The 24212-nt window shown below is 65.4% G+C and carries 28 protein-coding genes and 1 pseudogene; 11 read left to right on the forward strand and 18 right to left on the reverse strand.

Features of this window, described 5'->3' with window-relative positions; genetic code table 11:
- Positions 1–10 precede the first annotated feature (10 nt).
- The 7 genes from ACFVJ5_RS13810 to ACFVJ5_RS13840 form a co-directional block, all read right to left on the reverse strand.
- Positions 11–391 (reverse strand): VOC family protein, encoded by a 381-nt coding sequence (locus ACFVJ5_RS13810; protein WP_379220285.1) that lies wholly within the window; start codon positions 389–391, stop codon positions 11–13.
- 152 nt (positions 392–543) lie between these two features.
- Positions 544–1032, reverse strand: a complete 489-nt coding sequence (locus ACFVJ5_RS13815; protein ID WP_379220286.1) for an SMI1/KNR4 family protein — start codon at positions 1030–1032, stop codon at positions 544–546.
- Between the two features lie 71 nt (positions 1033–1103).
- Positions 1104–1634, reverse strand: coding sequence for a hypothetical protein (locus tag ACFVJ5_RS13820; protein WP_379220287.1), 531 nt, complete (start codon positions 1632–1634; stop codon positions 1104–1106).
- 148 nt (positions 1635–1782) lie between these two features.
- Positions 1783–2052 (reverse strand): hypothetical protein, encoded by a 270-nt coding sequence (locus ACFVJ5_RS13825; protein WP_379220288.1) that lies wholly within the window; start codon positions 2050–2052, stop codon positions 1783–1785.
- 342 nt (positions 2053–2394) lie between these two features.
- Positions 2395–3453 (reverse strand): hypothetical protein, encoded by a 1059-nt coding sequence (locus ACFVJ5_RS13830; protein ID WP_379220289.1) that lies wholly within the window; start codon positions 3451–3453, stop codon positions 2395–2397.
- 52 nt (positions 3454–3505) lie between these two features.
- A complete protein-coding gene (locus ACFVJ5_RS13835) occupies positions 3506–4927 on the reverse strand; it encodes a hypothetical protein (RefSeq protein WP_379220664.1) in 1422 nt (473 codons plus the stop codon).
- 536 nt (positions 4928–5463) lie between these two features.
- Positions 5464–5697 carry a hypothetical protein gene (locus tag ACFVJ5_RS13840; RefSeq protein WP_245661592.1) on the reverse strand — a complete coding sequence of 78 codons (234 nt, stop codon included), beginning with the start codon at positions 5695–5697 and terminating at the stop codon, positions 5464–5466.
- Positions 5698–5737: 40 nt separating this feature from the next.
- Between ACFVJ5_RS13840 and ACFVJ5_RS13845 the strand changes: the two genes are divergently transcribed.
- Entirely contained in the window at positions 5738–6205 is a 468-nt protein-coding gene (locus ACFVJ5_RS13845) for a hypothetical protein (protein ID WP_379220666.1), read from the forward strand.
- A gap of 152 nt (positions 6206–6357) precedes the next feature.
- Here ACFVJ5_RS13845 and ACFVJ5_RS13850 read toward each other — a convergent pair whose 3' ends face one another.
- Both ACFVJ5_RS13850 and ACFVJ5_RS13855 read right to left on the reverse strand, forming a co-directional pair.
- Positions 6358–6888, reverse strand: coding sequence for a hypothetical protein (locus ACFVJ5_RS13850; RefSeq protein WP_379220668.1), 531 nt, complete (start codon positions 6886–6888; stop codon positions 6358–6360).
- Between the two features lie 100 nt (positions 6889–6988).
- Positions 6989–7537, reverse strand: a pseudogene (locus tag ACFVJ5_RS13855) (toxin glutamine deamidase domain-containing protein); the annotation flags it as partial.
- On the opposite strand from ACFVJ5_RS13855, the gene ACFVJ5_RS13860 reads away from it, so the two are divergent.
- The 4 genes from ACFVJ5_RS13860 to ACFVJ5_RS13875 all read left to right on the forward strand — a co-directional run bounded on the left by ACFVJ5_RS13860 (position 7427) and on the right by ACFVJ5_RS13875 (position 10111).
- Complete coding sequence (locus ACFVJ5_RS13860; RefSeq protein ID WP_379220669.1) at positions 7427–7957, forward strand: hypothetical protein; 531 nt, start codon at positions 7427–7429, stop codon at positions 7955–7957. The pseudogene ACFVJ5_RS13855 and the gene ACFVJ5_RS13860 sit on opposite strands and share 111 nt — an antisense overlap.
- 295 nt (positions 7958–8252) lie before the next feature.
- Positions 8253–8441, forward strand: a complete 189-nt coding sequence (locus tag ACFVJ5_RS13865) for a hypothetical protein (protein ID WP_379220671.1) — start codon at positions 8253–8255, stop codon at positions 8439–8441.
- A 216-nt stretch (positions 8442–8657) separates the two neighbouring features.
- Positions 8658–9386: a hypothetical protein gene (locus ACFVJ5_RS13870; protein WP_379220673.1), complete on the forward strand. Its 729-nt coding sequence runs from the start codon at positions 8658–8660 to the stop codon at positions 9384–9386.
- A 92-nt stretch (positions 9387–9478) separates the two neighbouring features.
- On the forward strand, positions 9479–10111 hold the full coding sequence (locus ACFVJ5_RS13875; RefSeq protein ID WP_379220674.1) for a hypothetical protein: 633 nt from the start codon (positions 9479–9481) through the stop codon (positions 10109–10111).
- Between the two features lie 293 nt (positions 10112–10404).
- On the opposite strand, the gene ACFVJ5_RS13880 is transcribed toward ACFVJ5_RS13875, so the two are convergent.
- The 6 genes from ACFVJ5_RS13880 to ACFVJ5_RS13905 all read right to left on the reverse strand — a co-directional run bounded on the left by ACFVJ5_RS13880 (position 10405) and on the right by ACFVJ5_RS13905 (position 16364).
- Positions 10405–10725 (reverse strand): hypothetical protein, encoded by a 321-nt coding sequence (locus ACFVJ5_RS13880; RefSeq protein ID WP_378656646.1) that lies wholly within the window; start codon positions 10723–10725, stop codon positions 10405–10407.
- Entirely contained in the window at positions 10722–11237 is a 516-nt protein-coding gene (locus ACFVJ5_RS13885; RefSeq protein WP_379220290.1) for a YbaB/EbfC family nucleoid-associated protein, read from the reverse strand. Before ACFVJ5_RS13885 ends, ACFVJ5_RS13880 begins: the two co-directional genes overlap by 4 nt.
- 100 nt (positions 11238–11337) lie before the next feature.
- Entirely contained in the window at positions 11338–12687 is a 1350-nt protein-coding gene (locus ACFVJ5_RS13890) for a SagB family peptide dehydrogenase (protein ID WP_379220291.1), read from the reverse strand.
- Between the two features lie 39 nt (positions 12688–12726).
- The gene (locus ACFVJ5_RS13895; protein WP_379220292.1) at positions 12727–13704 is read right to left on the reverse strand and encodes an ABC transporter substrate-binding protein; all 978 of its coding nucleotides are present in this window, start codon (positions 13702–13704) and stop codon (positions 12727–12729) included.
- An 81-nt stretch (positions 13705–13785) separates the two neighbouring features.
- Complete coding sequence (locus ACFVJ5_RS13900; protein ID WP_379220293.1) at positions 13786–15822, reverse strand: M13 family metallopeptidase; 2037 nt, start codon at positions 15820–15822, stop codon at positions 13786–13788.
- Positions 15823–15920: 98 nt separating this feature from the next.
- Positions 15921–16364, reverse strand: coding sequence for a hypothetical protein (locus ACFVJ5_RS13905; protein ID WP_379220294.1), 444 nt, complete (start codon positions 16362–16364; stop codon positions 15921–15923).
- A gap of 267 nt (positions 16365–16631) precedes the next feature.
- Here ACFVJ5_RS13905 and rplN point away from each other — a divergent pair, with 267 nt between their 5' ends.
- From rplN to ACFVJ5_RS13925, 4 genes are read left to right on the forward strand one after another with little or no spacing between them, the layout of a single operon-like run.
- The gene (gene rplN, locus ACFVJ5_RS13910; RefSeq protein WP_056818394.1) at positions 16632–17000 is read left to right on the forward strand and encodes a 50S ribosomal protein L14; all 369 of its coding nucleotides are present in this window, start codon (positions 16632–16634) and stop codon (positions 16998–17000) included.
- A gap of 2 nt (positions 17001–17002) precedes the next feature.
- Positions 17003–17320, forward strand: a complete 318-nt coding sequence (rplX, locus tag ACFVJ5_RS13915; protein WP_056818391.1) for a 50S ribosomal protein L24 — start codon at positions 17003–17005, stop codon at positions 17318–17320.
- A 1-nt stretch (position 17321) separates the two neighbouring features.
- Positions 17322–17885, forward strand: a complete 564-nt coding sequence (gene rplE, locus ACFVJ5_RS13920) for a 50S ribosomal protein L5 (RefSeq protein ID WP_056818389.1) — start codon at positions 17322–17324, stop codon at positions 17883–17885.
- 4 nt (positions 17886–17889) lie between these two features.
- A complete protein-coding gene (locus ACFVJ5_RS13925) occupies positions 17890–18075 on the forward strand; it encodes a type Z 30S ribosomal protein S14 (protein WP_056818387.1) in 186 nt (61 codons plus the stop codon).
- A gap of 88 nt (positions 18076–18163) precedes the next feature.
- Here ACFVJ5_RS13925 and ACFVJ5_RS13930 read toward each other — a convergent pair whose 3' ends face one another.
- On the reverse strand, positions 18164–19756 hold the full coding sequence (locus ACFVJ5_RS13930; protein ID WP_379220295.1) for a protein kinase: 1593 nt from the start codon (positions 19754–19756) through the stop codon (positions 18164–18166).
- Between the two features lie 85 nt (positions 19757–19841).
- Positions 19842–21674 (reverse strand): sensor histidine kinase, encoded by a 1833-nt coding sequence (locus tag ACFVJ5_RS13935; RefSeq protein WP_379220296.1) that lies wholly within the window; start codon positions 21672–21674, stop codon positions 19842–19844.
- A gap of 207 nt (positions 21675–21881) precedes the next feature.
- Here ACFVJ5_RS13935 and ACFVJ5_RS13940 point away from each other — a divergent pair, with 207 nt between their 5' ends.
- Both ACFVJ5_RS13940 and ACFVJ5_RS13945 read left to right on the forward strand, forming a co-directional pair.
- A complete protein-coding gene (locus tag ACFVJ5_RS13940; protein ID WP_379220297.1) occupies positions 21882–22187 on the forward strand; it encodes a hypothetical protein in 306 nt (101 codons plus the stop codon).
- Between the two features lie 174 nt (positions 22188–22361).
- The gene (locus tag ACFVJ5_RS13945; protein ID WP_379220298.1) at positions 22362–22586 is read left to right on the forward strand and encodes a hypothetical protein; all 225 of its coding nucleotides are present in this window, start codon (positions 22362–22364) and stop codon (positions 22584–22586) included.
- Here ACFVJ5_RS13945 and ACFVJ5_RS13950 read toward each other — a convergent pair.
- Complete coding sequence (locus ACFVJ5_RS13950; RefSeq protein WP_379220299.1) at positions 22579–24138, reverse strand: alpha/beta hydrolase; 1560 nt, start codon at positions 24136–24138, stop codon at positions 22579–22581. The genes ACFVJ5_RS13945 and ACFVJ5_RS13950 overlap by 8 nt on opposite strands.
- Positions 24139–24212: the final 74 nt, after the last annotated feature.

The raw sequence follows: 24212 nt of genomic DNA on the forward strand, positions 1-24212 counted from the left end.
GCCGGATGGCTCACACTGTCCCCACTCGCCGACGCAGCAGGCAGAATTCGTTGCCCTCGGGGTCGGCCAGCACGTGCCAGGTTTCGGTGCCGGTCTGTCCGATGTCGACCTTGCGGGCGCCCGCGGCGAGTAGACGCTGTAGTTCTTCGTCCTGATCGCGGTCGGTCGCGTTCACATCGAGGTGCATCGGCAATTTCCCTCGCCGGGGGTCGGTGCTGAGGCTGAACAGCAATGTGGGCTGCGGCCCGCCGAATTCGGTTCCCGGCGCGCCGATCTGGACATCACCCTCGTCCCGGTCGAGCACGACATAGCCGAGCACTTCGCACCAGAAGCCCGCCAGCAGTTCCGGGTCGGCGCAATCGATGACGAGTTCGGTGATCTTGCAAGCCATGAACGCGACCCTACGCCCGCACCCGACCCCTCACGCCTGGTGAATACCAGACTTGGGCCAGACCCCATCGGCCCGATGCCCCCGTATCGCCATCCCCGCCACCCGCACCCGCGGAAATCAACGCCTGGAGTTCGGCATCTATCCGGTTCATCTCAGTTGCCATGCATTCGATTTCTCAGCTCGATCGCCCGGGGGAGCTCCTCGGCGAGAATGTTGATCCAAGCGGTGAAACGGGTCGTGCTCTTTCGGAGAGGTCTGTCGCCGGTGTAGATCCAGAAGTATGGGTCAGGTTCTTCCAGGTCCTCCTGGCGAAAAAAGTTGAACATGTAGCCCTGGTGGGTTTGGAAAATGAACGACTCGGCAAACGGTGTGAAATCTTCGTGGTAGTCGTCCTCGACAATTTCGCGGGCAATTTCCTTTCCTTCGAGCAGCCAGTCGTAGTCCCACTCGCCACCACGGTTGAGCCAGTACGGATCGCGGCCGCCGAATAACAAGAATTCCCTATAGGATTCGGGTATGTGCGATACGTGTTGAGCCTCCATCAGGGAATCAACCTCTTGCGGGGTGCATCCTTTGATGGCTTCGGGGGCGACGAGACCGGATTCCGTCAGCGGTCGGGCAATATCTTGTATGTACGTCACAACCTGGGCTCGCGTTCGAGGTCATCGTCTGAACGACCTGTGTCGGGGTCTCCCGCATCCGGTCGGACTGACTAGTCCTCGATCGTCCCGTCCGTCGGCCAACTCTGTTGCCTGCGGCTGAGCCATTGGGCTTTCGAGATCACCAGTGAGTCCATCGATCCGCGTCGGTCCGGTTTCAGGGTTCGCTTGTTGAATGTCAGCTGGTACGTCTCGGTTGGTTCCGGCGGATTGATCAACGACGTCACTGTCACTTGGTATGTGATCGTTTCGCTGTTCTCCGTCAGTCGCTGGAATGCCGCCCGTCGGCGTTTGGGATAGATCTGACGCCCGTTCACCGGCTGACCGGTCTCGATCGCCTGGTCGTACGTCTCGCCGATCGTCCACGGGTGCAGGCTGGGGTGCACTGTCACTATCCCGGTCTGTTTGTTCAGGACGTAGCTCGTCTGGCCGAGTCCCTGGCCCGCTGCTTTCTGTTCCGGGCTCAGCTCCGGTCGGCACACCCACCCGTGGTTGAACTCGATCACCGAGAAGGTCTGGGTTGGAAACGCTTCCGCTAGGAATTCCCGCACTTGTTCCTTGGTGACCAGCGGTGGAACCGGCATTGGCTACTCCTTGGGTATCGACGGGCATCGACCAGAGTTCGACCGACCCGCTGGTCAGGTTGTGCGGTGGCCAGGCGGGTCGCGTCCGACGTACCGACTACACCTCGAATGTCTCCGTTGTCGGCCACGTGCCGTTGCGCTGCCGACGTCACGCCGCCCTCGCGGCCACCATCGGTGCCAACGGTGTGTACGGAGTGGTTTCCAGGGTCACCTTGTCGATGATCAGATTGAGGTCTTCTCTGGTCGGCGGGATTGTCGCTGTCGATTCGACCGTCACCAGGTACTCGACCGTCTCCGGGTCTTGCCGGATCTGTTGGAGCGTCAGTCGATTCAGCGGGGGATAGATCTGTTCGGTTTGGATCGGAGTCCTGGACTCGATCGCCGAGTCGTACATCTCGCCGATCGTTGTCAGTGCCAAGCTTCGACTGTGTGGTGACTACTCCGGTCTCCTTGTCCACCGCGTAGCTCGCCAGGCCTGAACCCGTCCCCTCCGCGATCTCCGCCGGGGTCAGAATCTCGCGGCAGATCCAGGCATGTCGGCTCTGAAGGAGGCTGAATTCCCGCGCCGGGAATATCTGCGCCAAGTAGTCCCGCACTTGTTCCACTGTTCGCAGCTGTGGCGGCGCCATTCGTTGCTCCCTGCTGGTCAATCGTCATGAATCTGAACAAAGAAGATTGGCACAGTGCCGTCGGGGAGCAAGTCCACCGTTTGGGGCGTAGAGGCTTCCGGTCGGCCCAGCTGCAATTTGCGGTATATCGTCTAGATCCGGTCTGGAGGTGAATGATATTCGATCTGCAAGTCGTCGACCTGAACGCCCTGCCGAGCGAGGCTGTCGACAACTTGTTCGGTGAACCGTCGCGCTGGGCGGTAATGGCTGCTCTGATCGCTGATCAGCCGGGTGCGCCCCGCCCTGACATCGAGCTCACCGGCGCCGGCCGCAGGTTCTCCCGCGAGGAAACTGGAGTGATGAAATTCGCCTAGGACGTGATGCGGTGAGGAGTAGAGGGTGCCGCCGCTATCCATGACGAAAATCGCCCGCCCGCCTTCCGGTGACCATAATGTACGAGCGTTGCTTGTATCGTACAACTGGCCTCTTGTGTCATAGAGCAATCCATCGCGGACAGTAAGGCGATAGGCCTCCCGCTCTTCGGATGTCAAGTAGGCTACCTGCTTGCCGTCCCATACGGAATTGCCAGGTATGTTCTCGTCGCTAAAATTGGATTGAATCGGGGTTGTTGCATACTCGTCTGTAAATGTCTCTAAATCTTCAGCTGTCAAGCGTGTTACTGTGCTGGGGTCTATTCGCGTTACCGACAGTAATTCATCGATGACATCGCTTCGGTCGGGCTCGTGCGTGGCATCGACCAGAACAATGTCATCACTATCGTCCCAAAATGGAGTGAACATGCCGATGACTCTGCCGGATCTCATCCGCAATGGAATGAAGGTGCCGAATTCGGTTCCCCAATAGAATCCGCGGGATATGCTGCTCTCGACGTCGTTGACGCTCGACGAAATTCGTGCGATCGGTGTCGCATTCTTGAAGGCTGATATGCTGTCTTCGGGCAATCGATGATAGGGCAACGCGGGCCAGGGGCGCATACTGTCCATGCGTGCCAGAACTCTGCTGATGAATTCGCGCAGCTCCGCGGGTTCTTGGCGCATCGGTACAACTGTCGGAATAGGTGAGTCGCTCGCTAGGCCATTGGACAGCACCTGATACTCCTCATCCTGGGTCAATGTGGAGAGGGGTTCGGTTACCAGTGCATACGCGATCCTGTCGACAACGCTGTTGTCGAGTTTCTGCTCGAACTGCACTGAGTACAGTATCGAATTAATGACACCCTGCCAGTGGTTCACGTCGCTCCGTTCATTGTGGTGGCGCTTCGAAATGGACTTGTCCTGGAGCAATTGGGATGCCCATGTTTCTGAGTAGATTGATGGCTTGCATCGTATGCCCGCGAGAGGGTCGGTAATGTCCGCTGCGGTCGGTGAGCATCTGGAGTTCGCCGCCGATTGCCGCCAACTCTCCCGCTGCGGCAACATTTCCGCCAGCAAGGAAGCTGGAATGGTGGAAAAGTCCAGGCTCATGGTAATTCGATGCATATAGATTGCCATGCTCGTCCATGACGAAAATCGCTCGACCCGCACCGCCCCATGTGGTAGTGCCGGAACTTGTATCGAACAATTTCCCGTCGGCCGTGTAGATCTTTCCATCTACTATATAGAGCCTGGTTCTCTGTCGTAAGGATTCATCCAGATACGCCACTCGTAGCGGGTGTGGCCAGACGGAATTCCCGACCTCGTGCTCACCTCGGTAAGTAGAATTCATTTCCTGCGTCGTATACGGCGGACCGACACTGTACGGAAGGTCCGAAAAATCTTGTGGTGCCGTCGATTGTTGATGACTGCTTTCGGCAGGAAGAGCTCTCGGTGCAGCGGAGGGAGGTCGCTGAATCGGCGGGGTAGGTGGTGGTATGGCCGGAATGGTTCGACGCGGCCGAACTCCGAAGAGCTTGCGGACAATTCGTCGCATGGCTCCGGGCGAGCGCTGGTCGGGGTGTGGTGCTCCCCATGATTGATGCCACTGGGGAGTCTGGGGGGTGAAATCAGGATTGTTCGAGTCGGCGGAGGGGTTCGAGGCGCCTGTCGGCGACATCGAGCCGGGTGGGTTCGCGGTTGATTCAGGTGCGCGATGATCCGGTGCCAGAGGAGGGATTTGGGTGCGGTTGTTCGCTGCCGTCGGAGCATGCTGGGGGTGGCTCTGATTCGGCGATTCTGTCCGTGGAGACGTCGGATGAGGAGACGCGACGTTGGGCGCGCTCACCGTTGAATCAGGACGGTTCGCCGGGTTCGCGGGCTGTGAGGGAAGATCCAGGGACGAATCGTTTGTGACAGGGCCGGGAGCGGTTCGTGAGGACGTAGTCGGCGATGTCGGCACGGCCTGGTCGATTTCGTTGTTGATCCGCTGAACGTCGCTGGGTGAAAGTTCGTTCTCCGTAGCCGGATCCAGCCCGAGCTGTTCTCGCAACGTTGCGGTGAGGGCGTCGAGGTCGGCGTCGATCGGCGTGCTGTGCGGATTCGCCTGGTCGAGATCGATGCTCATATCTGCCGCGGAGGGGTCGCTGACCGGGACGAGATCGAACATCATCCAATCGCCGGATGGAAGCCGGCTTCCTCGGTTGAAGCGAAGGTCGACCGCGAACTGGGCGCGTTCGATCAGCGCCTGGACGAGTGCCGGATCGATGCTGCCGCCGCCGGATATGTGTAGGCCGATCCGGAGCATCGACACGGGCTGACTGAACGCGGTAGTGAATCTGCCCAGGGTGAAGCGACGGTTGCCACGTGCGTCGGTGACCGGCCGAACTCCTCCATCGGGCCGTTGGCGACGCAAATTCTCGCGAGCGGCTCGCGATCGGTTGGCTTCGTGCACCTGCTGCGGTGTCGGTGATGTCTGCGGCGGGGTCGGTCGAGGAGACTGCTCCGCGCTGGTATCGGTCGGTGGCCGCCCTGCTGAGTTCGCCGATTGCGCGGTCGCGGTATTGGTAGATACCGCGTGCGGGGAGGTGTCGGCGGACAGGCCTGTAGTTGGGGAGGATTGGGGCGGGGCGACTGGTTGGGGTAGCGCGGCTTGTTGCGCGGGCGATGTCACCCTCACTGGGCCCTGCTGAGCCGGAGTGGCACCTGTGCTGTCCGTCGCAGGTGGAACAGCGGCTGGACGCTGACGTGGCGCCGAATCCGGCGATGACGCAGGGGGACTCGACGGGAAATTCGGTGGTTGATTGCTTGCGTTGTTGTGACCGCCGGATTGGCGTGGCTGGGGGTTGTTCAGGCTTGGAAGTTGCCCGCCTTGATCCAGACTCCGTCCTGCCGGTGGCGAGTCATCGCTGTGCCTGCTGTTCTCACGGCCATCGCGTCCTCCTTCCCGTCCGCGACCTTCACCGAGTAGTCCGCCTTGTTGATTGTCAGGGACCGATTGAGATTGTGATCCGCCCCGCCGAACCGGTACGTCACTTCCTGGTCGGTCTCCGACTCCAGCCGGAACACCAGATACATTGCCATAGATCGAACTCCATTCATCGATGTTCTCGCCGGTACGAGAGTGCTGCATCGCTTCCCAGTTGAAGCTCAGATTGGCGAACTGGTGAGCTTCCTGATACGGCGCCCCTGGATGGCTTTCATAATATTGCGCTTCGGCCAGCTCGTGCTCCAGCAAGACGATGTCGTCGGGAGTTGCTCGGCCGAGGGACATCCGCATCCAGGCTTCGGCGATATCGGCGTACGCGTCGTATCGCCGATATTCGATCCCGACGTCATTACCGTCGTCGTCGGTAATGCTCAGCGGATGCTCTTCTCTGAAGAGATGGTCTTTGATCCGCTCCAGCTCGGCCCGATCGAATCCCACGGAGCCATCGTGGCGCTGAACGCCGGCGAGTGCCGCGACCATTCCGTCGATGTCATTGTCTGTACTGCGGATGTGGTCGTAAGCGTTGTTGGCCCAGGCATCCTGCGCCTCGGTGTCGTAGACGTTGCGAGGGCGTCTCGCGCCACCGGCCTCGACGTACGGTGATCGCTCCGCGGGTGAAGCGATATCTGACGCCGGGGTGGGGTCGGCGGTCGGCGTCCCGGTAGGCGACGGTGCAGCCAGGTTGTGATCGATTACGGGCGGCGGCGTTGTGGCGACGGGAGAAGCGGTCGCCGGGTCGGTGTCCGGGGCGCCGGTTACCGTTCGATCGTTTCCTCCATCGGCCAGATTCCCGTTGTCCGGCTGAGCATCTCGGCCCATGCTGTCGCTTCTGAGAGCGGGCCCCCGCTCGGATGGAAGTACAGGGTTTCCTTGTTGATCGTGATCAGTTCGGTCGTCTCCGGGTTGCTCGGTTGATCCAGGTCGGTCACGTGGACTTGATACTGGACTGTCTGCGGATCCTCGAAGGTTTTCAGCAGGTGGATTCGACGGAGTGGGGGATACACCTGGCCCCCCTGGATCGGTTGACCCGTTTCGATCGCCTGGTCGAATTCCTCCCCGATCATGTCCGGCGGCAGGCTCCGGTGAGCTGTCACGACTCCCGTTTGTTTGTTCAGTACGTAGTTCCCCAGCCCCAAGCCCATGCCCTGATCCAATTCCTCCTGGGAGAGAATCGCTTGGGCCACCCAGCCGTGTCTGGTCTCCATCATCTGAAACTTCTGGTTCGGTCCGAACACTTTGGTCAGCAGCTGGTTGGCCTGTTCCGCCGTGAGAATTGGCTCCGGCATTCTGGATACCTCCGTGTGCGTCGATGGGAATGAAGTCCAGCGCGGCCGAGCGGGCGACCATGTCTGGGGGCGGGACGTCGGAGGTGGCGCCCGACTGCGGATCCCACCATACGGGCCCCGCTGCGCCGGGCGGGTAGACAATGACTGTTGCGTGCGAGGCAAGGATCAGGGGGGAACCGTCGGCGTTGAATCGAGGGTTTCCATTGCTGTCGCGTGCGTGCCAGCAGTTGATGACCAACGCGGCCGAGCCTGGACCGAGGCCGGCGATATGGTTGTGCAATTCGCGGAACTGATCTTGGATCGGTAGTCCAGGGAAATGGCTCAAACTCCGGCCGAGCCAGTTTTCAGCTCGTGCGGTGCCGAATCGTTCGCCACTGCGGTTGTCTCGAGAGCCGTTCGGCAATGGGTCGGGCCACCGTGGCGCCGAGACCTGAGGCACACCGTAGAACGACGACAACGCTGAGAGGGAACAGTCGAGGCAGTTATTGCTTCGGCCGCCCCGTGTCGGGCCGCCGTCGTTGACCGACGTGCCGTATGGGTGCGTTCGAGGGTCGGCGCCGATCGTGAATCTGCTGCCATCGCGGAGTTGGTCCTCAACCCGTTGCTGGTGAGCCGCCTGCTCGACGGGCTCGAGGCGACCCGGGGCCATAACCCGCGTGTCGGAGGGGTTGGCGAACCGGGCCGGCGTGTTGGCGCGGGCGATGTCGTTGCTGATCGTGCGGAGGTCATCCGGACTCAGCGGGGTGTCCGGCGTGCTTCGAGGCAAGCCCATGTGTTCGCGAAGATCGTTGGCCAGGTCGAACTGGTGTTGCTGGGTGTTCAGGCGCAGATCGGCTGCGTTCGGGTCGGTGGTGAATTCGAGGTCGACCAGGAACTGGTCGCCGACCGACGGGGCGCGGCTCAGGAGATCCTGACCGTGGTTGAAGGCGGCATCAACCGCGCTCTGGGCGTATTCCATTTCCAGATTCAGCTCGGCCGGTGTCATCAGGTGCGCGTTCGGGATGTGGGCGCGGATAGTGGCTACCGAGACCCATCGGCTGCCGACCTGGAAGCGGCGAATTCGGTATGAGGGCCGTGGCTGAGACGGGTTGCGGTCGACGGTGGTTGTGCGGCCGTCGTGTGGCGGTTGGTTACGCAGTGCCTCGCGCAGCGGGCGGGCGTCAGGGCTGTGACCTGCGTCGGGTACCTGGTTCGTCGGAGTTGGAGTGGGCGTGAGGGTTTGCGGTGTTGTCCGAGTGAGGTCGGTGGTCGGGGTAGAGCCAGGTCGGCTGTCGGGACTGGTTGCTGTGTGTGTTTCAGACGCCGCTGGCGGAGTTGTCGGTCTAGGCGGAGACGGGGTCTGGTCGGTTGGCAGCGCAGTCTGGGTGGTCGGCGTCGAGGTGACCTGTGCCGGAGTTGTTGTGGAGGTCGATGTGGGGGTGTTCGATCTGGGTGATGACGGCGCTGATGCTGGAATCGGGCTGATCGGGGGTGTCGGCGTGGACGTCGGAGTGGCGATGGGCGGTGTGCTGGCTGTGGTGGGAGTTGTTGTGGGCGTGGTATTTACGGTTTGAACCGTGGGCGTAGTCGAGGCTGTGGCCGTGGCCGTCGATGTTTCTGATGTGGTCGGCCGAGTGGTGTCGGCCGGGGTGTGGGTGGGGTTGTTCGAAGGGGTTGCCGGTTGGGAGGTTGTGGACAGCGGCGAACCGGTGGTTGCGGCGGGGGTCGAAGTCGGTGATTGCTGTGGGGCCGACTCCTGAGTGGTGGGTGTCGATGTGGTCGGTTGTTGGGTGGTCGAATCCGGTGTGTTGGTGGGGGCTGGTGTCGTGGGTTGGGGATTCGCCGGTGATGTGGGGGTGGTGTCGGCTCGCGCATTGTCGCTCGGAGTCGGGTTCTGTTGTCCGGTAGCGGCATTCGGGGCCGTATCAATGGGGGCGTTCGGCTGGGTCGAGGAATCCTGGTTCGGGAGGTCCAGCGACGAGCCTGTGGGGTTGGGCGTTGGGGTGTCGCCTGTGGGCGATGTGTTCGTGGGGTTGTTCGAGGGCGAGGTGTCGCCGGTAGACGGTGTTTCGGTGGGGGCGTTGCTGTTCGGGGCCGATGGTGACTCGCCGGTCTGGGGTGTCGCGGTGGGGGTGTCGCTGCTCGGGCTCGACGGTGTGGTGTCGCCGGTCGGTGGGGTCGGGTTGGACCCGTTGCCGTTCGGGCTGGACGGTGTCGTGTCGCCGGGGGAGGGGGATCCGTTGGACGAAGGTGCGGTTTGCCCGGCGTCGGTGGATCCGTTGTTGTTCGGGTTCGACGGTGCGGAGTCGCCAGTGGGCGGAGTTTCGTTCGCGCCGTTGCCATTGGGGCTCGAAGGTGTGGATTCTCCCGGTGTCGAGGGGTTGGGCGAACCATTTTGTGGGGTTGCGCCGTCTCCGGTGGGAGCGGTGGATGCTGGGTTCGTTGATCCGCCGGTGTCGCCGTTGCTCGGCGTTGCCGGCGCGTTCGGGCCGGTGTTGTCGGATGCGTTCGGGCTCTGATCACCGGAGGGGGTATCGGTCCCCGCGGGCGTGGTGGACCCGGGAACGTCGGTGCCCAGATCGGGAACGGTGGGGGCCGTGCTGTTTCCGCCGTGGCTGCTGGACTCCAGCGCGCTCTGGACGCCACCCGCTCCAGCGCTGGTGAAGGTGTCCACGCCTACATCCAGCTTGAATTCCTGGCCGAGGAAGGCCGCACCGACTCCTGCGGTGGCGACCTGGGCGGAGAGGTCGGCGCCCAGTTCGGTGACGGTGCCGCCGACGACCTTGCCCGCGAGTTTGCCCGCGGTAGAAGAGGCGACATCGCCGAGCGCGCCGGTGCCGCCGCCGAGCAGGCCGCCTGCCGCACCGCCGACCGCGCCGCCGAAAGTGGCGAGGCCCAGATCGGTCCAGCCGAACTTGTCGGCGGAGCGGTCTCCCTTGGCTACCTGGATCAGCCGTGCGCCGAGATCGGTGCCGCCTTCCTCGAGTGCCTCGAACGCGGCGCCGCGCAGAGCCAACCGGGCGGCTGCCTTCGCGGCGCCGCGGGTGAGCATGCGGGCGATGAGCTGCTTGATCGCCACCCGCACCGCGACCTGGGCGGCCACCCGGGCGGCGACACCGGCTACGGCGCCGACACCTGTCCACGAGGTCGCGATCGCCGCACCGATCTCCACCGCGGCGATGACCATCGTCGCGATGATCACCAGTTTGGTGTGCTCGATATCGTTGGCGCCGTCTTCGAGTAGTTCGGCCTGTTTCGCACACCACTTGCGAACAGCGGTGAAGGTCGCTTCGTCGCCCGACAGCAGCTTGTCGCGGTAAGCGGTGATGGCGGTGTGGGTTTCGCCTTCGGACAGCGCCGTCAGGGCGGCGTTCAGCGCGAGGGCGGCGCTGTCGTCGACCGTGTCGAGGGTTTTGGCCATGGCGGTCCACCCGTCGGCGACCCGGCGCATCGCCGTTTCGTCACCTTCGGGCCAATCACCCGCGCCGAGAATGTATTTGGCTACCCAGGCGAGCTCGTCGGGGATCTCGATGCCCACTACAGCGACCCTGTGGCCTTGTCGATCTCACCGGCGCGTGTCGTGTCCTGGGTCTGTAGCGCTTCGGCGACCTTGACCATGTTCTCGCCGAGTTGGGTCATCACCGTCGCCAGGCCGGTCACCGCCTTCTGGCCGGGCTCGACGCCGGGGGTGTAGTTCTTGGCGAACGACTGGCCGATCTCGTCGCTGCCCCAGCACTCACCCTCCGCCGCGATCACGGCCGCCAGTTTCTGGGCGCCGGTGGTGATCGTGTCGGCGACCGAGGTGAACGACGGCTGAGTGCCGCGCAGCGCTTGCGGGTCGGCTTTCAGCGAGCTCATCGGAGGTATCCGCGGTTGCGGAAGTATTCGCCTTCTTCGTCGTCGGTGTCATCGACGAGGCTGTGGGGTGAGTCCGCGACCGGTTCGGGGGCCGGTGGCGGTGGCGGCGTCAGCTGGGCGATGAGGTCTTTCATGCTGGGGGCGCCCGGGATCAGGTCGGGGAGGTCCGGCATGTTCGCGCTCAGGTCCGACAGGGGGGCGAGGGCTTGCTGTTGGGTCTGGACCGCTCGGGCGGCTACTTCGGCGATCGCCTCGGTGACCGACCGGCCGAGGGTCTCAGGGGTCGACCGTTTGAAGGCATCCGGCTCGATGTGGACCTCCGAGATCCCCGCGATGGTGCCGCAGGCGCGGACCAACCCGTCGGCCGACCAGGCGGTCACGAGCTGGGTGGCCTGGGACTGGGCGTCGAGCAGGGCCGACTTCTCCGCGGTGAAGGTATCCAGCATCGAATCGATCTGCGCACGCAAAGCGTTGTTCGATGCCTGTGTCGGCGCCGACCAATCGTCGTTCATGAGACCCTCGATCTGTCAGGAAGCACGTCATAGGTTTGGACGCGCGGCAGACGCCGGAGGTTGCATGGTGTGACGCAGGTCTCACCAGGCGGCGGTGATGTCAGCGGGCGGGGGAGCCGATGATGATGCTGCCCACGTTGCACTCTTCGAGCTCGTCGAGGCCGGTGGCCGCGGCGAAAGCGGAGGTGTCGCTGAAGCCCTGGGCGACGACGCCGAGGTGCATGGCGGTGGCGGCGAGGTAGACGGTCTGCATGAGGACGCCGACGTGTTTGAGGATGCTGGCGTAGGCGACCTGTTCGTAGCTCCACATGACGCGGCCCGCGCGGGCCGAAACCAGTAGCAGGACTTGGGGTTGCGCGCCGCCTGCCAGGGTCGCCGAGGTGGATTTGAGGAGCTTCTGGACGGCGGGGGCGTCGGCGGGCGCGACCGGGCGCAGGGCGTGGTCGGCCGAGTCGTAGTGGTACATGCCGTTTTCCAGGCCTGCGACATTGCGCACCACGGGGTAGATCTCGAGTTCGTAGGCGCCGCCGCCGGAGGGGTAGGGGCGGGAGCCGTCCTCGCGGGTGCGGGCGGTGCGGAACAGCAATTCGCCCAGCTGCACCGAGGTGATGGGGGCGGCGTCGTCGAAGGCGCGGGTGGAGACGCGGTCTTCGATGGTGGCGGCCAGGCTCGGATCCGACACGCGCAGCGACACCAGGTCCGGCGCCGCCAAGGCGACCGGCTCGCCATCGAACGACGCGCGGCGCAAGGGCAATTCGGGGAACTGGCCGTCGGCCCAGCGGGTGGGGCCGAAGTCGTCCCAGGTCACCGTGCGGGCGCCGAGGGTGCTGCGGCGGTGGAACCACAGGTCGGGGGTGTTCCAGGAGCGAGTGGTGAACTCGCGCTCTTCCTCGTCGCCGTCGACCAGGAAGCCGCACCACTGCAGGTCGGCCATGAACTGGGTCTTCACGGCGGCGGGCACCGGCGAATCGGCGGCGAGGGGGCCGTCCAGCAGGGCGAGCAGGCGCGGGTCGTGGATGCGCAGGTCGCACCAAGCCTGGGGGTGTTCGAGGACGAAGCCCTGGTTGTCGCGGTGCAGGACAGCGAATTTCGACAGGGTCGCCGACCAGGTGGGCAGGGCCACCGTGGGGCGTGGGGCGGGGTCGGCGAAGGGGCGGATGCTGTAGAGGTCGCGGCCGCCGTCGCGGACTGTCACCGAGAGCCAGCCGCCGTCGGTGAGCTTGCGCATCAGGGCGGTGATGTCGTCGCCGGCTGCCGCGGTCGCCATTTCCGCCGCGGTGGCCGGGCCCTGGTTCAGGGTTTTCAGCGCTTGCAGCGCCCCCGCGCCCAGACCGGTCAGCTTCTCGTTGCGCGGCGGGTTGAGCAGCACCGCGCCGGCGGGAGTCGTCAGGCAGGTGACGCCCGCGCGCAGGGCGAATCGGGTCTGGGCGGGGTAAGCGGAGGCGAGCACGGTGAAATCCTCGGGGGTAGAACCGGTCTGGGGCGGAGCCTATTTCGCGGCAGCGGCGAACGCGGGCTCGAGCTTGTCCAGCATGTACGGCACCGACAGTGCGCTGGGCTGGTTGATCGCGCTGATCTCCTGCGTGGTCAGGAAGACGACCGAACCCTTGCGCACCGACGGCAGATCGGCGTAACCCGGCAGCTGCCGGTACTTCTCGTCGAGGCCGGGGGAGTAGCCGGCCAGCAGCAGATCGGCGGTGAGCTCGTCGACCTTCTCCGGCGACAGTGCCAGGCGGCCCTGGTTGGCCGGCAGCGCGGTGAGGTTGGCCGGGATGCCCATGCCGAGTGCGGTGAACACCTTGGCCGAACCGTCGTTGGGGTCGGTCAGCACCATCAGCTGCGCGGGGCTCGCGAGCCAGGTGCTGGCGAAGGTCTTGCCCTTCAGCCCGGGGTTGGCGGTGGCGATGGCGGCGACCTTGTCATCGACCTTCTTGATCACCGCGCTCGCGTCGGACTCCTTGTGCAGCACCTTGCCCAGCGCGGTGACCTGGTCCTGCCACGGGGTGACAGCGTCCTTGGTCAGCGCGGGCAGGGTCGGGGCGACCTTGGACAGGTCGTCGTAGGTCTTCTGATCGGCGATGAACGGGTCGGCCAGGATCAGGTCCGGCTCGAGCGCCGCGACCTGCTCGGCGATATTGCCGGTGGTGTTGAGGGCGGTGGCCGCCTTCAGGGACTCCGGCGTCCACGGCGGGGTGCTCTTGGACACCGCGGAGACGTTGTCGATGTAGCCGACGGGGACCACGCCGAGCGCCAGCGAGCTGTCGAGCCACTGGTTGCCGAGGGCGACGATCTTCTTCGGGGTACCGGGGACGGTGGTCTCGCCGCGGGCGTGGGTGATGGTCACCGCTTCGCCCGAGGCGGCCTCGTCCTCGCTGGAACCGCAGGCCACGACACCGAAGGCGAGGGCACCGGCGAGCACGGCCACCGCCGCGCGTCGCCAGCCGCGCGAAGTCCGAACAGTCGTCATGGGTACACCCTCCGTAGAGCAAGTTCCAGCGTAAGTCAGCCTAGGCTAACCTACGTCGCTTTTCGGCGGGAAGCTGTGCCCTTATAGCGTGACGCGCTGGTCCTGCGGCATGAACAGCTTGTCGCCGTTCTTCACCTCGAAGGTGGTGTAGAACTCGCCGATATTGCGAACCACCTGGTTGCAGCGGAACTCGTTGGGGGAGTGGGTGTCCTGCAACCCCTGCAGGGTCGCCTCCTCGGTCTGCTTGTCGCGCCACTGCCGTGCCCACGACAGGAACATCGTCCGGAAGTCGGGCTGCTCGCCGGAGCGCTGGGCAACCTTCTGATAGGCGGCCAACGCGATCTGCAGGCCGCGCAGGTCGGCCAGGTTCTCGCCGACGGTCAGCGCGCCGTTCACGTGCTGGCCCTCGGGCGCGCCCTCGGGAACGAGCACGTCGTACTGCGCGATGATCTGCTGGGTCTTGGCGTCGAACGCCGCGAGATCCTCGGGCGTCCACCAGTCGCGACGGTTGCCGTCGCCGTCGTACTTGGAGCCCTGGTCATCGAAGCCGTGCCCGATCTCGTGGCCGATCGTGGAACCCACCGCGCCGTAGTTGACCGCGGCCTGGGCGTCCTTGTCGAAGAACGGGGGCTGCAGATAGGCGGCCGGGAAGACGATCTGGTTGGTGGTCGGGCTGTAGTAGGCATTCACCGTCTGCGGCGACATGCTCCACTCCATCTTGTCCACCTCGGTGCCGAGGCGGGCGAACGCGCGCTGGGACTCGAAAGTGTTGATGGCCAACAGGGATTCGATCAGCTTGCCGCGGGTGACCTGCACCGACGAGTAGTCGACCCACTTGTCGGGGTAGCCGATCTGGGCGACGATCTTGTCCAGCTTGGCGATCGAGGCGTCGCGGGTCGGCTGGGTCATCCAGGTCGAATTGGTGAAGTTGTCGCGGTAGGCGGCGGTGAGGTCGGCGACCATCTCCAACGCGCGTTCCTTGGCCGCGGGCGGGAAGTGCTTGTCCACGTACAGCTTTCCCAGCGGTTCGCCGAGATTGTCGTCGACCACACCCACCGCGGAGCGCCACATCTCCGGCTTCTCCTCGATACCGCTCAGCACCCGGCCGACGAACTCGAAGCGCGCGTCGGCGATGGCCTTGGGCAGGAAGCGCGCGTAGTTGTTGGCCACATGCAGCTTGAGGTAGTCGCGCCACTGGGCGATATCGACCTCGCCCCACAGCTGCGCGGCCGCGGTGACGAAGGAGGGCTGGCCGACCACCATCTTGTCGAACAGCGACTTGGGCCGGTCGGTCATGCCCGCCAGCCACGGATCCCAATCGAACTGCGGGCCGAGCGCGGTCAGTTCCTGCCAGCTCATCAGGTTGTAGGTGGCATCGGTGTTGCGCAGGCGCACGCTGTCCCAGTGCCCGGCGGCGATCCGCTTCTCCAGATCGACCGTCCGCTGCGCCACCCCGGCCGGGTCGGACAGGCCGAGGCCCGCGGCCAGCTGTTCGAGGTAGATCTGATAGCCCGCGAGCTGGGCGGCGAACTCGGGCTTGCGGTAGTACTGCTCGCCCAGGGTGAGCCCGGACTGGCCGACACTGGGGATATAGGCCTTGGAGTTCTTGCGGTCGATCCCGATGCCCATCCCGATCAGCCCGGCGATGGGCGCCTCGGCCATCACCCTCGCCAGCTCCGGCTTGCCCACGGCCTTGTCGATCGCGGCGAACAGGCTGTTGAGCGGCGTGATGCCGAGTCGCTCGATCTCGTCGAGGTCCAGGCGCGCGTCGTAGAGATCCTTGATCTGCTGCGCCTCCGAGCCGTGCTTCGGATCCTTGATGCCCTCGATGATCGCCCGGAGCTGATCCAGGGTCCGGTCGTTGGCATCGGTGATCGCGCCGACCGAGGCCTTGTCGGGCGGGAGCTGGTAATCGCGCAGCCAGGAGCCGTTGACATGGCGGTACAGGTCGTCCTGCGGGCGGATGGCGGGGTCGCCGCCGCCGAGATCGACGCCCGTGAGCTGGACTTCGGTGGGTTCGGGCGAGCACGACGCCAGCGCGGCGGCCACGGGCACCAGGCCCATGGCGATCAGGAATGCGCGGCGGTCGACCACCGACGGACGACCGGACGATGTCACAGGACTTCCTTCCCCGATGCGGCAGCCGCACCCTGCTTGTTGCGATCCAGCTAGCTCGCACAGGCTACCGGCGCGACGCCGTCTCGGTGGAGTGGTGGCTAGGAAGACAGGCTCGAGCTGCCCGTGGCCAGGTCGCAGGCGAGTCCGCTGCCCGCGTTCAGGATTCGCATGACCGTCGGCACGCGCTTGGTGACCAGCGGTGTGCCGGTGGCGTGCAGCAGCAGTGACAGCTGCACCTCGACCTCGGTCTCGACGTGGTAGAACGCCGTGGCCTTGGCGACGGTGACGCCCGCGACGTTCACCTCGAGGTCGACGGTGTCGCTGGCGAAGAACTTGCCGTTGGCGAGGAAGTCGACCTGTGCGCCCACATAGTTGTCGAGGCCGACGACGTCGATCTTGGAGGTGCAGCCGACGGTCAGCGTGTCGGTGAGCATGTCGATGACGGGGCCCGCGCTCGCGTGCGGTGCCACCATGGTGACGACGGCGGCGAACGCGGTGGCCGTGGTCGCGAGACGGCGCTTCATCGGCAGGGTGATGTTCATGGCGGGACGTTAGCAACGGGCCGCACGCGACGAAGCAAGTTTGAAACATATCTACTTCAGATTGGTCGACGCACCCCGATTCGTTTCGCCCTGGCGGTTCACCTACACTAGAACGGTTGCCTGCGGGAGCTATGCCCTCGCAATCCGGCAGTGAACCCCCAGTGGAAGGTATTTCCGCTGGCAGGCGCGCGTCCGGAGGGTGACTGACCATGTGCGTCGGGTCGGCAATCCGGCGTACGTATACATCCAGGTCCAGGAGGTGCTGAAGTGATTCAGCAGGAGTCGCGACTGCGCGTCGCCGACAACACCGGGGCGAAGGAAATCCTTTGCATCCGCGTGCTCGGTGGCTCGTCGCGTCGCTATGCCGGTATCGGTGACATCATCGTCGCCACCGTGAAGGACGCCATCCCCGGCGCCAACGTGAAGAAGGGCGACGTCGTCAAGGCTGTCGTCGTTCGCACGACCAAGGAGCGTCGTCGTCCGGACGGTTCCTACATCAAGTTCGACGAGAACGCTGCCGTGCTGATCAAGCCGGACAACGATCCTCGTGGCACCCGCATCTTCGGCCCGGTCGGCCGCGAGCTGCGTGACAAGCGCTTCATGAAGATCGTTTCGCTGGCCCCGGAGGTGCTCTGACTATGAAGGTGCACAAGGGTGACACCGTGCTCGTCATTTCGGGCAAGGACAAGGGCGCCAAGGGCAAGGTCATTCAGGCTTTCCCGGCGACCGGCAAGGTTCTCGTCGAAGGCGTGAACCGCATCAAGAAGCACGTCGCGGATTCCGCGAACCAGCGTGGCGCGTCCTCGGGTGGCATCGTCACCCAGGAAGCCCCCATCCAGGTTTCCAACGTGATGGTCGTCGACTCCGACGGTAACCCGACTCGCGTCGGCTACCGCACCGACGAAGAGTCCGGCAAGCGCGTCCGGATCTCCCGTAAAAACGGGAAGGACATCTGACATGACCACCTCTGAGCAGACTCAGCCCCGGCTGAAGGCGCGCTACCGCGCCGAGATCAAGGACGCGCTGAACGGCGAGTTCGAATACGCCAACGTGATGCAGATCCCCGGCGTCGTCAAGGTCGTCGTGAACATGGGTGTCGGCGACGCCGCCCGTGACGCGAAGCTCATCAACGGTGCCGTCAAGGACCTCGAGCTGATCACCGGCCAGAAGCCCGAAATCCGTAAGGCCACCAAGTCGATCGCGCAGTTCAAGCTGCGTGAGGGCATGCCGATCGGCGCGAAGGTCACCCTTCGTGGCGACCGTATGTGGGAGTTCCTGGACCGTCTCGTGTCCATCGCGCTGCCCCGTATCCGCGACTTCCGCGGCCTGTCGCCGAAGCAGTTCGACGGCAACGGCAACTACACGTTCGGCCTCAGCGAGCAGTCGATGTTCCACGAGATCGACGTGGATTCCATCGACCGCCCGCGCGGTATGGACATCACCGTGGTCACCACCGCGACCAACAACGAAGAAGGCCGCGCGCTGCTGAAGCACCTCGGCTTCCCGTTCAAGGAGAACTGAGCACATGGCTAAGAAAGCACTGCGCATCAAGGCGGAGGCCAAGCCTAAGTTCGCCGTCCGCGCCTACACCCGCTGCCAGCGTTGCGGTCGCCCGCACGCGGTCTACCGCAAGTTCGGCCTGTGCCGTATCTGCGTCCGCGAAATGGCGCACCGCGGTGAGCTCCCGGGCGTGCACAAGAGCTCCTGGTGAGCTTGCGCTCCTCGTGAGTGCACCCGCCGCCTAGGCGAAATATCGACGAAGGCACGGACTTCCGACGGGAGTCCGTGCCTTCGCGCGTTCAGTTGCAGACTCGCAGATGGGTGAGCACGGCGAGGACGCGGCGGTGGTCGTCGGGTTCGGGCTGGAGCCCGAGTTTGACGAAGATACTGCGCACGTGGGTCTCGATCGTGCGTTCGCCGAGAAACAGCGCGGCGCCGATCGCGCGGTTGGAGCGCCCTTCGGCCATGAGCCGCAGTACTTCTCGCTCGCGAGGGGACAGCTCGTCGAGTGGCAAGGCGCCGTGGTGCGGTCGCGAGACCAAGCGGCCGACCAGGTCGGGATCGATCGCCGAGCCGCCCGCAGCCACCCGCTGCAGGGCCGTCACGAACTCGTCGATATCGGAGACTCGGTCTTTGAGCAGGTAGCCGAGGCTGCGCGCGCCACCGGAGAGCAGGTCGAGAACGCTCTCGGTTTCGATGTACTGCGACAGCAGCAGCACCGCCGTCTCGGGAAACTCTCGACGGATCGTCACCGCGGCGTCGATGCCCTCGGTGGTGCAGGTCGGTGGCATCCGGATGTCGACGACCGCGACATCGGGGCGGTGCGCGCGGACCAGGCTCAGCAGCCCAGCGGCATCACCTGCCTGCCCCGCCACCTCCATTCCCTCGTCCTCGAGCAGCCGGGCGATTCCCTGTCGAAGTAGCGCCGAGTCGTCGGCGAGGACAACACGCAATCGGCGTGAATCGCGATGTGGGAACCCGAGGCCGGCCGCGATCGTCCGGCCGCCGTGGATCGTCGGTTGTTCGGCGGTAGCGTCGGTCGCCGCGATGAGCACTGCCCGCGCGGCCTGTGCGAAGGCGCCACAGCTGGGGTAGCGAGCGGCCGGACGCTTGGCCATCGCCCGCGCGATCACCGCGTCGAGTGCTCTCGGAAGCGAAGCCAGTCGTGCGCTCGGCAGCGGTACCGGTGCGTTGAGATGGCCGTTCATGATGGCCGCCGGGCTCGGTCCCGGATAGGGCGCGCAGCCGGTGAGCAGATGGAACAGGGTGCAGCCCAGCGAATATTGGTCGGCTCGATGGTCGATGGTTCGCCCTTCGATCTGTTCCGGGGCCGCATACCGCAGTGTGGCGACCATCATCCCGGCCGCGGTGAGGTGCACAGTGTCGTCGAGTGCTTTGGCGATGCCGAAATCCGTGAGCAGCACCCGCTCGGCGTCGCCAGGCTCGGACGGCGCGGCCAGCAGGATATTCGCCGGATTGACGTCTCGGTGGAATACGCCGGCCCGGTGCGCGTAGTCGAGTCCGGCCGCGACTACTTCGACGATGTGCACGGCGCGGGCCGGTGCCACCGGCCCGTCACGCACCAGCTGGGCGGCGTCGGTCCCCGGCACCAGTTGCATCGCGATCCAGAGCCGGTCGCCCTCACGACCACGGTCGTAGACAGCCACGATGGCGGGGTGTTCCAGCCGTGCGACATGATCGGCTTCGAACTCGAATCGAGTACGCACGTAGTCGTCTGAGGTGAGCGAGGGATGCAGCACCTTCAGCGCGACGGTGCGCGGCAGTGTGGGGTGCCGGGCCGCGTAGACACTGCCCATGCCGCCCGCACCCAGCTCCCGCTCGATGGTGTAGCCCGCGAACACGGCCCCTGGTTCCAGATCGACCCCGCTCATGCGTCACCCCCTGGTCGCGTCTTCGATGGGTGCTCATCGAAGACTCGCTGTGTATCCGCCGCCAGTGAGGACGACCAGGCAGCGGTCATGACGTGTCCTGCGCACGGAGTGGAAGGGTGGCGGTGAGCACGGTGCCCGCGCCGGGCGAGCTGTCCACCCGGAGGTGTCCGCCGAGCGCCGCGGCTCGATCGCCCAGGCCGCTGAGTCCGCCGCCGGGTCCGATATGGGCTCCGCCGCGGCCGTCGTCGGCGATCACGAGCCGCACTGCCTCGTCGACGATGCCCGCCTGGATATCGACATGCGTACCGCCGGAATGCTTTGCCGCGTTGGTGACGGCCTCGGCGGCGATGAAGTACGCGGCCAGCTCCACCCCGGCCGGTGGCCTCGGGACCAGCGCGCCGTGGATCCGCACGGCGATCGGGGCGCGTTCGGCGAGCGAGGTCAACGCGGCCGTCAGGCCGCGCTCGGCGAGGATCGGTGGGAACACGCCCCTTGCCAGTTCACGTAGCTCGCTGAGTGCGGTGTCCAGTTCGGCGGCGCCGAGCGTCACCAGATCGCCTCGTGTTTCGGTGTCCGCGGCGCGCTGAGCCCGGCGCAGCAGAAGCGCCGCCGCAACCAGACGTTGTTGCGCACCGTCGTGCAGATCGCGTTCGACCCGGCGGCGCTCGGCGTCGCCTGCCGCCACGATGCGTTCCCGCGAACGGCGCACTTCGGCGAGCTGAGCGGCCAGGTCGTTGCGCAGGCGCTCGTGGCCGAGGGCGAGCTCGGTCGCGCCGCGCACGGCGGCCAGCAGCTCTGGTTCGGTTTGCAACTGCTTGTCGTAGACAAGTGCGGCCGCCGCGGCGCCGTCCAGTTCGAGGATCGTGGCCACCCGGTGACCGGTGCCGTGCGGTAGTTGCCGGAGTGCGCCATTGTTGTCCACGTAGCCTCCGCGTTCGGCGTCGAAGCTCCACAGCTCGAGAGTGGGGTCGTGCAGTGCCCGACGAAGTGCCTCTACGAAGCCCGACTTGATCGGGGTTGCCCCGATCTCGACCATCGCATCACCGACTGCCGCGCGCGCCATGCGATAGCGCACCTGTCCGTACGCGATGGCCATGGGCAGCAACACAATCGGGATGTATCGCAGGTCGAGCGTCCAACTGTGGAGTGAACCCGGGGAGAGGACTGCGGTCGACAGGATCCAGAGGACGATCAGCCCGGCGATCGTCGCGAAGATCAGAACCGGTGCGAAGCCTGCGCGATAGGCGGCGGTCCCCGATCGCCAGCGGGCGATAACGATCGTGATGAGAACAACGCCGATCAGGAATGCGAGCGCTCCGACGGTGAGCTGGATTCGATCGGCAAGGACCGGATCGTGCCGGATGAGCAACAGATTCACCGAGGTCGACCGATGTGGCGCGGGCACCTGTCTCGGATCGAAGAACATCCACTCGGCCCACACCCCGAACACCGCCAGCGCCCAGCACGCCCGCACACACCAGCGTTCCCACGAGCGTTGCAGGCGTCCCGACGGAAAGCCGAGCAGCACCGGAATCATCACCGGCAGATAGATATTCGTCAGGACCGCGCCCGCGGTGAACAACACCGGGTCGCTCGACCGGCGAACACCACAGGCCAGCCACACCAGGCCGGCGAGCACGAACAGCGGTCCGGCCAGGTCGCGAGGCCGGTTCGTCCAGGTGAACAACCCCGATGCGACGAATGACGCCCCAGCCAGCAGAAACAGGGTGAGCTCGACCCGCCCGAACACCGGCGAGTGCTGAGCCGCCGAGAATGCCTCGCGTGGCCCGAGCAGCAGGATCCGGGCCGGGTCGTACAGGGCGGCTTCTGACCAGTCCACCGACAGCACCACGGCGACGCTCAGCGCGGCGGCACATGCCGTCACCCCACCGATGAGCGCGATCGTACGAGGTGTCATCGAACAGCCTCCAACTATCGACCTACTCAGGATCCTCTGCTGGAAACGGGTGCACAACCATCCGCGCAATCCGTGCTGGCACTGAGTGGATTCCGTGCCTTCACGGACGAGGAATGTGCAGGTCAGAACGTAATTTTGTGGTGTGCCGCCGACCGGTGGCCGACACCACCACCGCCACTTTTCCGGCGGCCTCAACCAGGAGATCTGATGAGAAACCACACAGGCCGAATTGCCATCGCGCTCGGTTCGCTGGCAGCGGCGATCGCCATGGGATCGGGCGTAGCCGCTGCTGCTCCGGTCACCATCCACCCCGGCCCCGTGGGGTCAGGGACAGTCACGATCGAAGATGCGCTCCCGCCCCCGATCCCGCACAGCTGCTCGGTGTACGGGCTCGGTTACGCCTGGGGCGTCGCCACGTCCCTGAACGCACCCGCGATCGGTGGTTTCGTCCCCGGTACCCCTGTTATCGGAGTCTGCACCGACGGGTCTGTGCAGTTCAAGAACGCGGGCTGACCGATCCGTGTCCCGATCTGTCCGGCCATTCGGGCGGGCAGATCGGGCACTGGGGATGCGCTTTCGTCATGGTGCGATGACAGTCCGAGGGTACGGGCTTGTGTGTTGTCACGAGGATGGATGAAATGTGAGCATTTCACTCACGACGCGGCTGCTGATGTGTTCTCTTGGCGCATGAAGAAGTTCGCCACTGTCGCTGTTCTTTCCGTCGCGCTCCTCGGGGCGCCCGCTGTTGCATCCGCCGCCCCCAGCGCCGGTTCCGGTTCCGGGTCCGGGTCCGGGGGTGGGTCGGGGTCGTCGGAGACGGAGTTGATCTGTTCGCCGATCGCGCAGTTGTTGTTCGCCACGGGGAGTGTGGAGAAGCCGCCGCTCTATGACCTGCTCTGCCTGCTCAGCTGAACGGGGACCGGTCGATTCCGCAGCTGACGCCGGCGGGCGGGAGCTGGGCGGTGAACAGGTAGTCGCGTTTGAGGTGTTCGGCGCAGGTGCTCTGGACGTACATGGAGCTGTGGCCCGCGCCTTCGATCACGACTACCTGGGCCCGGTGCAGTTGGGCCGCACCGGCTTTGGCCCCATGTAGTGGGGTGGCGGGGTCGTATCGGCTGTTGAGGACGAGGATCGGGGCGGCGGTTTCGCGGTTCCACGGGCCGGTGTAGCGGTCTCGGTCCTCGCCCTGCCAGAAGGCGCAGGGGGTGGCGTTGAAGACGGCGGTGCGGCCGAAGTAACGGGACTGGAGGTCTTCGGCGGCGGCCGCCCGGCTGTAGACGGCAGGGTCGGTGGGGACAGTGCTGTCGGAGCATTGGATGGTGTAGAAGGCCTCGACGCGATTGGCGGGGTGGTTCTCCGCGAAGAGGGCGTCGGGGACTCTGGCGGGCAGGACTGTTGCCGCGTCGAAGAGGTTCTGGAGCAGAATCGCCAGATCGGGGTAGGTGTCGGGGCGGGAGAGGCTGCCCGCGGCGCTCACTATCTGGGAGAAGGTCCACGGGGTGCCGGCGACCGTGATCGGCGCGAGGCGGGCTCGTTCGGCCAGCGCGATCCACTTGAGTTTCGGGTCGCCCCCGGCGAACGCGCAGCGTGGACCCGCGGCGGTGCAGTCGCGCAGGAAGGTGTCGAAGGTTTCGGCGATGCCCGCGGCTACGCCCTGGCGGGTGTCGAGGGGCAGATCCACGCCGTCGGCGCCGTGGCCGTTCACATTGCCCTCGAAGTCGAGGGAACCGTCGAACGCCATCGCGCGGACCCGGCCGGGGAACATGTTGGCGTAGACCGCGCCGACCTGGGTGCCGTAGGAGATGCCGTGGTAGGTCAGAGCTTCATCCCCGACCGCACGGCGCAGCAGGTCCAGGTCGCGGGCGGTGTTCGCGGTGGAGGCGTGGTGCAGGATCGGACCCGCGTTCTCGGCGCAGCGGGCGGCGATATCCGCGGAGGCGGCGAAGAACGCGGGCTCGTCGCGCGGATCGGTGGGGGTGCCGGGGAAGGAACCGAGGTAGGCGGCCTGCTCGTCGGCGCTCGGGAAACACTGCGTGCCCGCGCTGCGCGAGACCGCGCGCGGATCCCAGGAGACCAGGTCGAAGCGGGCGCGTAGTTCGTCGGAGAACAGCCACGGCCAGCGGGCCCGTTCGCGTAGGCGGTCGACGCCGGAGGGGCCGGGCCCACCGAAGTTCACGAACAACGTGCCGATGCGGCGTGCGGGGTCGGCGGCGGGCAACTTGATGACCGCCAGGTCGATCTGGGCGGCCTGCGGGCTGTTGTAGTCCATCGGGACCCGGGCGGTCGCGCACTCGAAACCGTCCGAGCAGGCGTCCCATCCGAGCGTCGGGGTGGCGGCCGCGTCGGCCAGCTGGTCGACGTAGGGATCGGCCGCAGCGCGCGCGGATGTGACGAGCGCGCCTATCCCGAGCAGTACGGCGAGCAGATATGCCGAGCCCCGGCGGCGTGCACAGTGGGAAGACAAACGGCCGAGCCTCCTGCGCAGATCCGACGAACCTCGCGAAGCTACCACACTCGTGAGCAGCGCTTACTAACGCA

The organism is Nocardia sp. NPDC127606, assembly GCF_042671725.1.
GTDB lineage: Bacteria > Actinomycetota > Actinomycetes > Mycobacteriales > Mycobacteriaceae > Nocardia.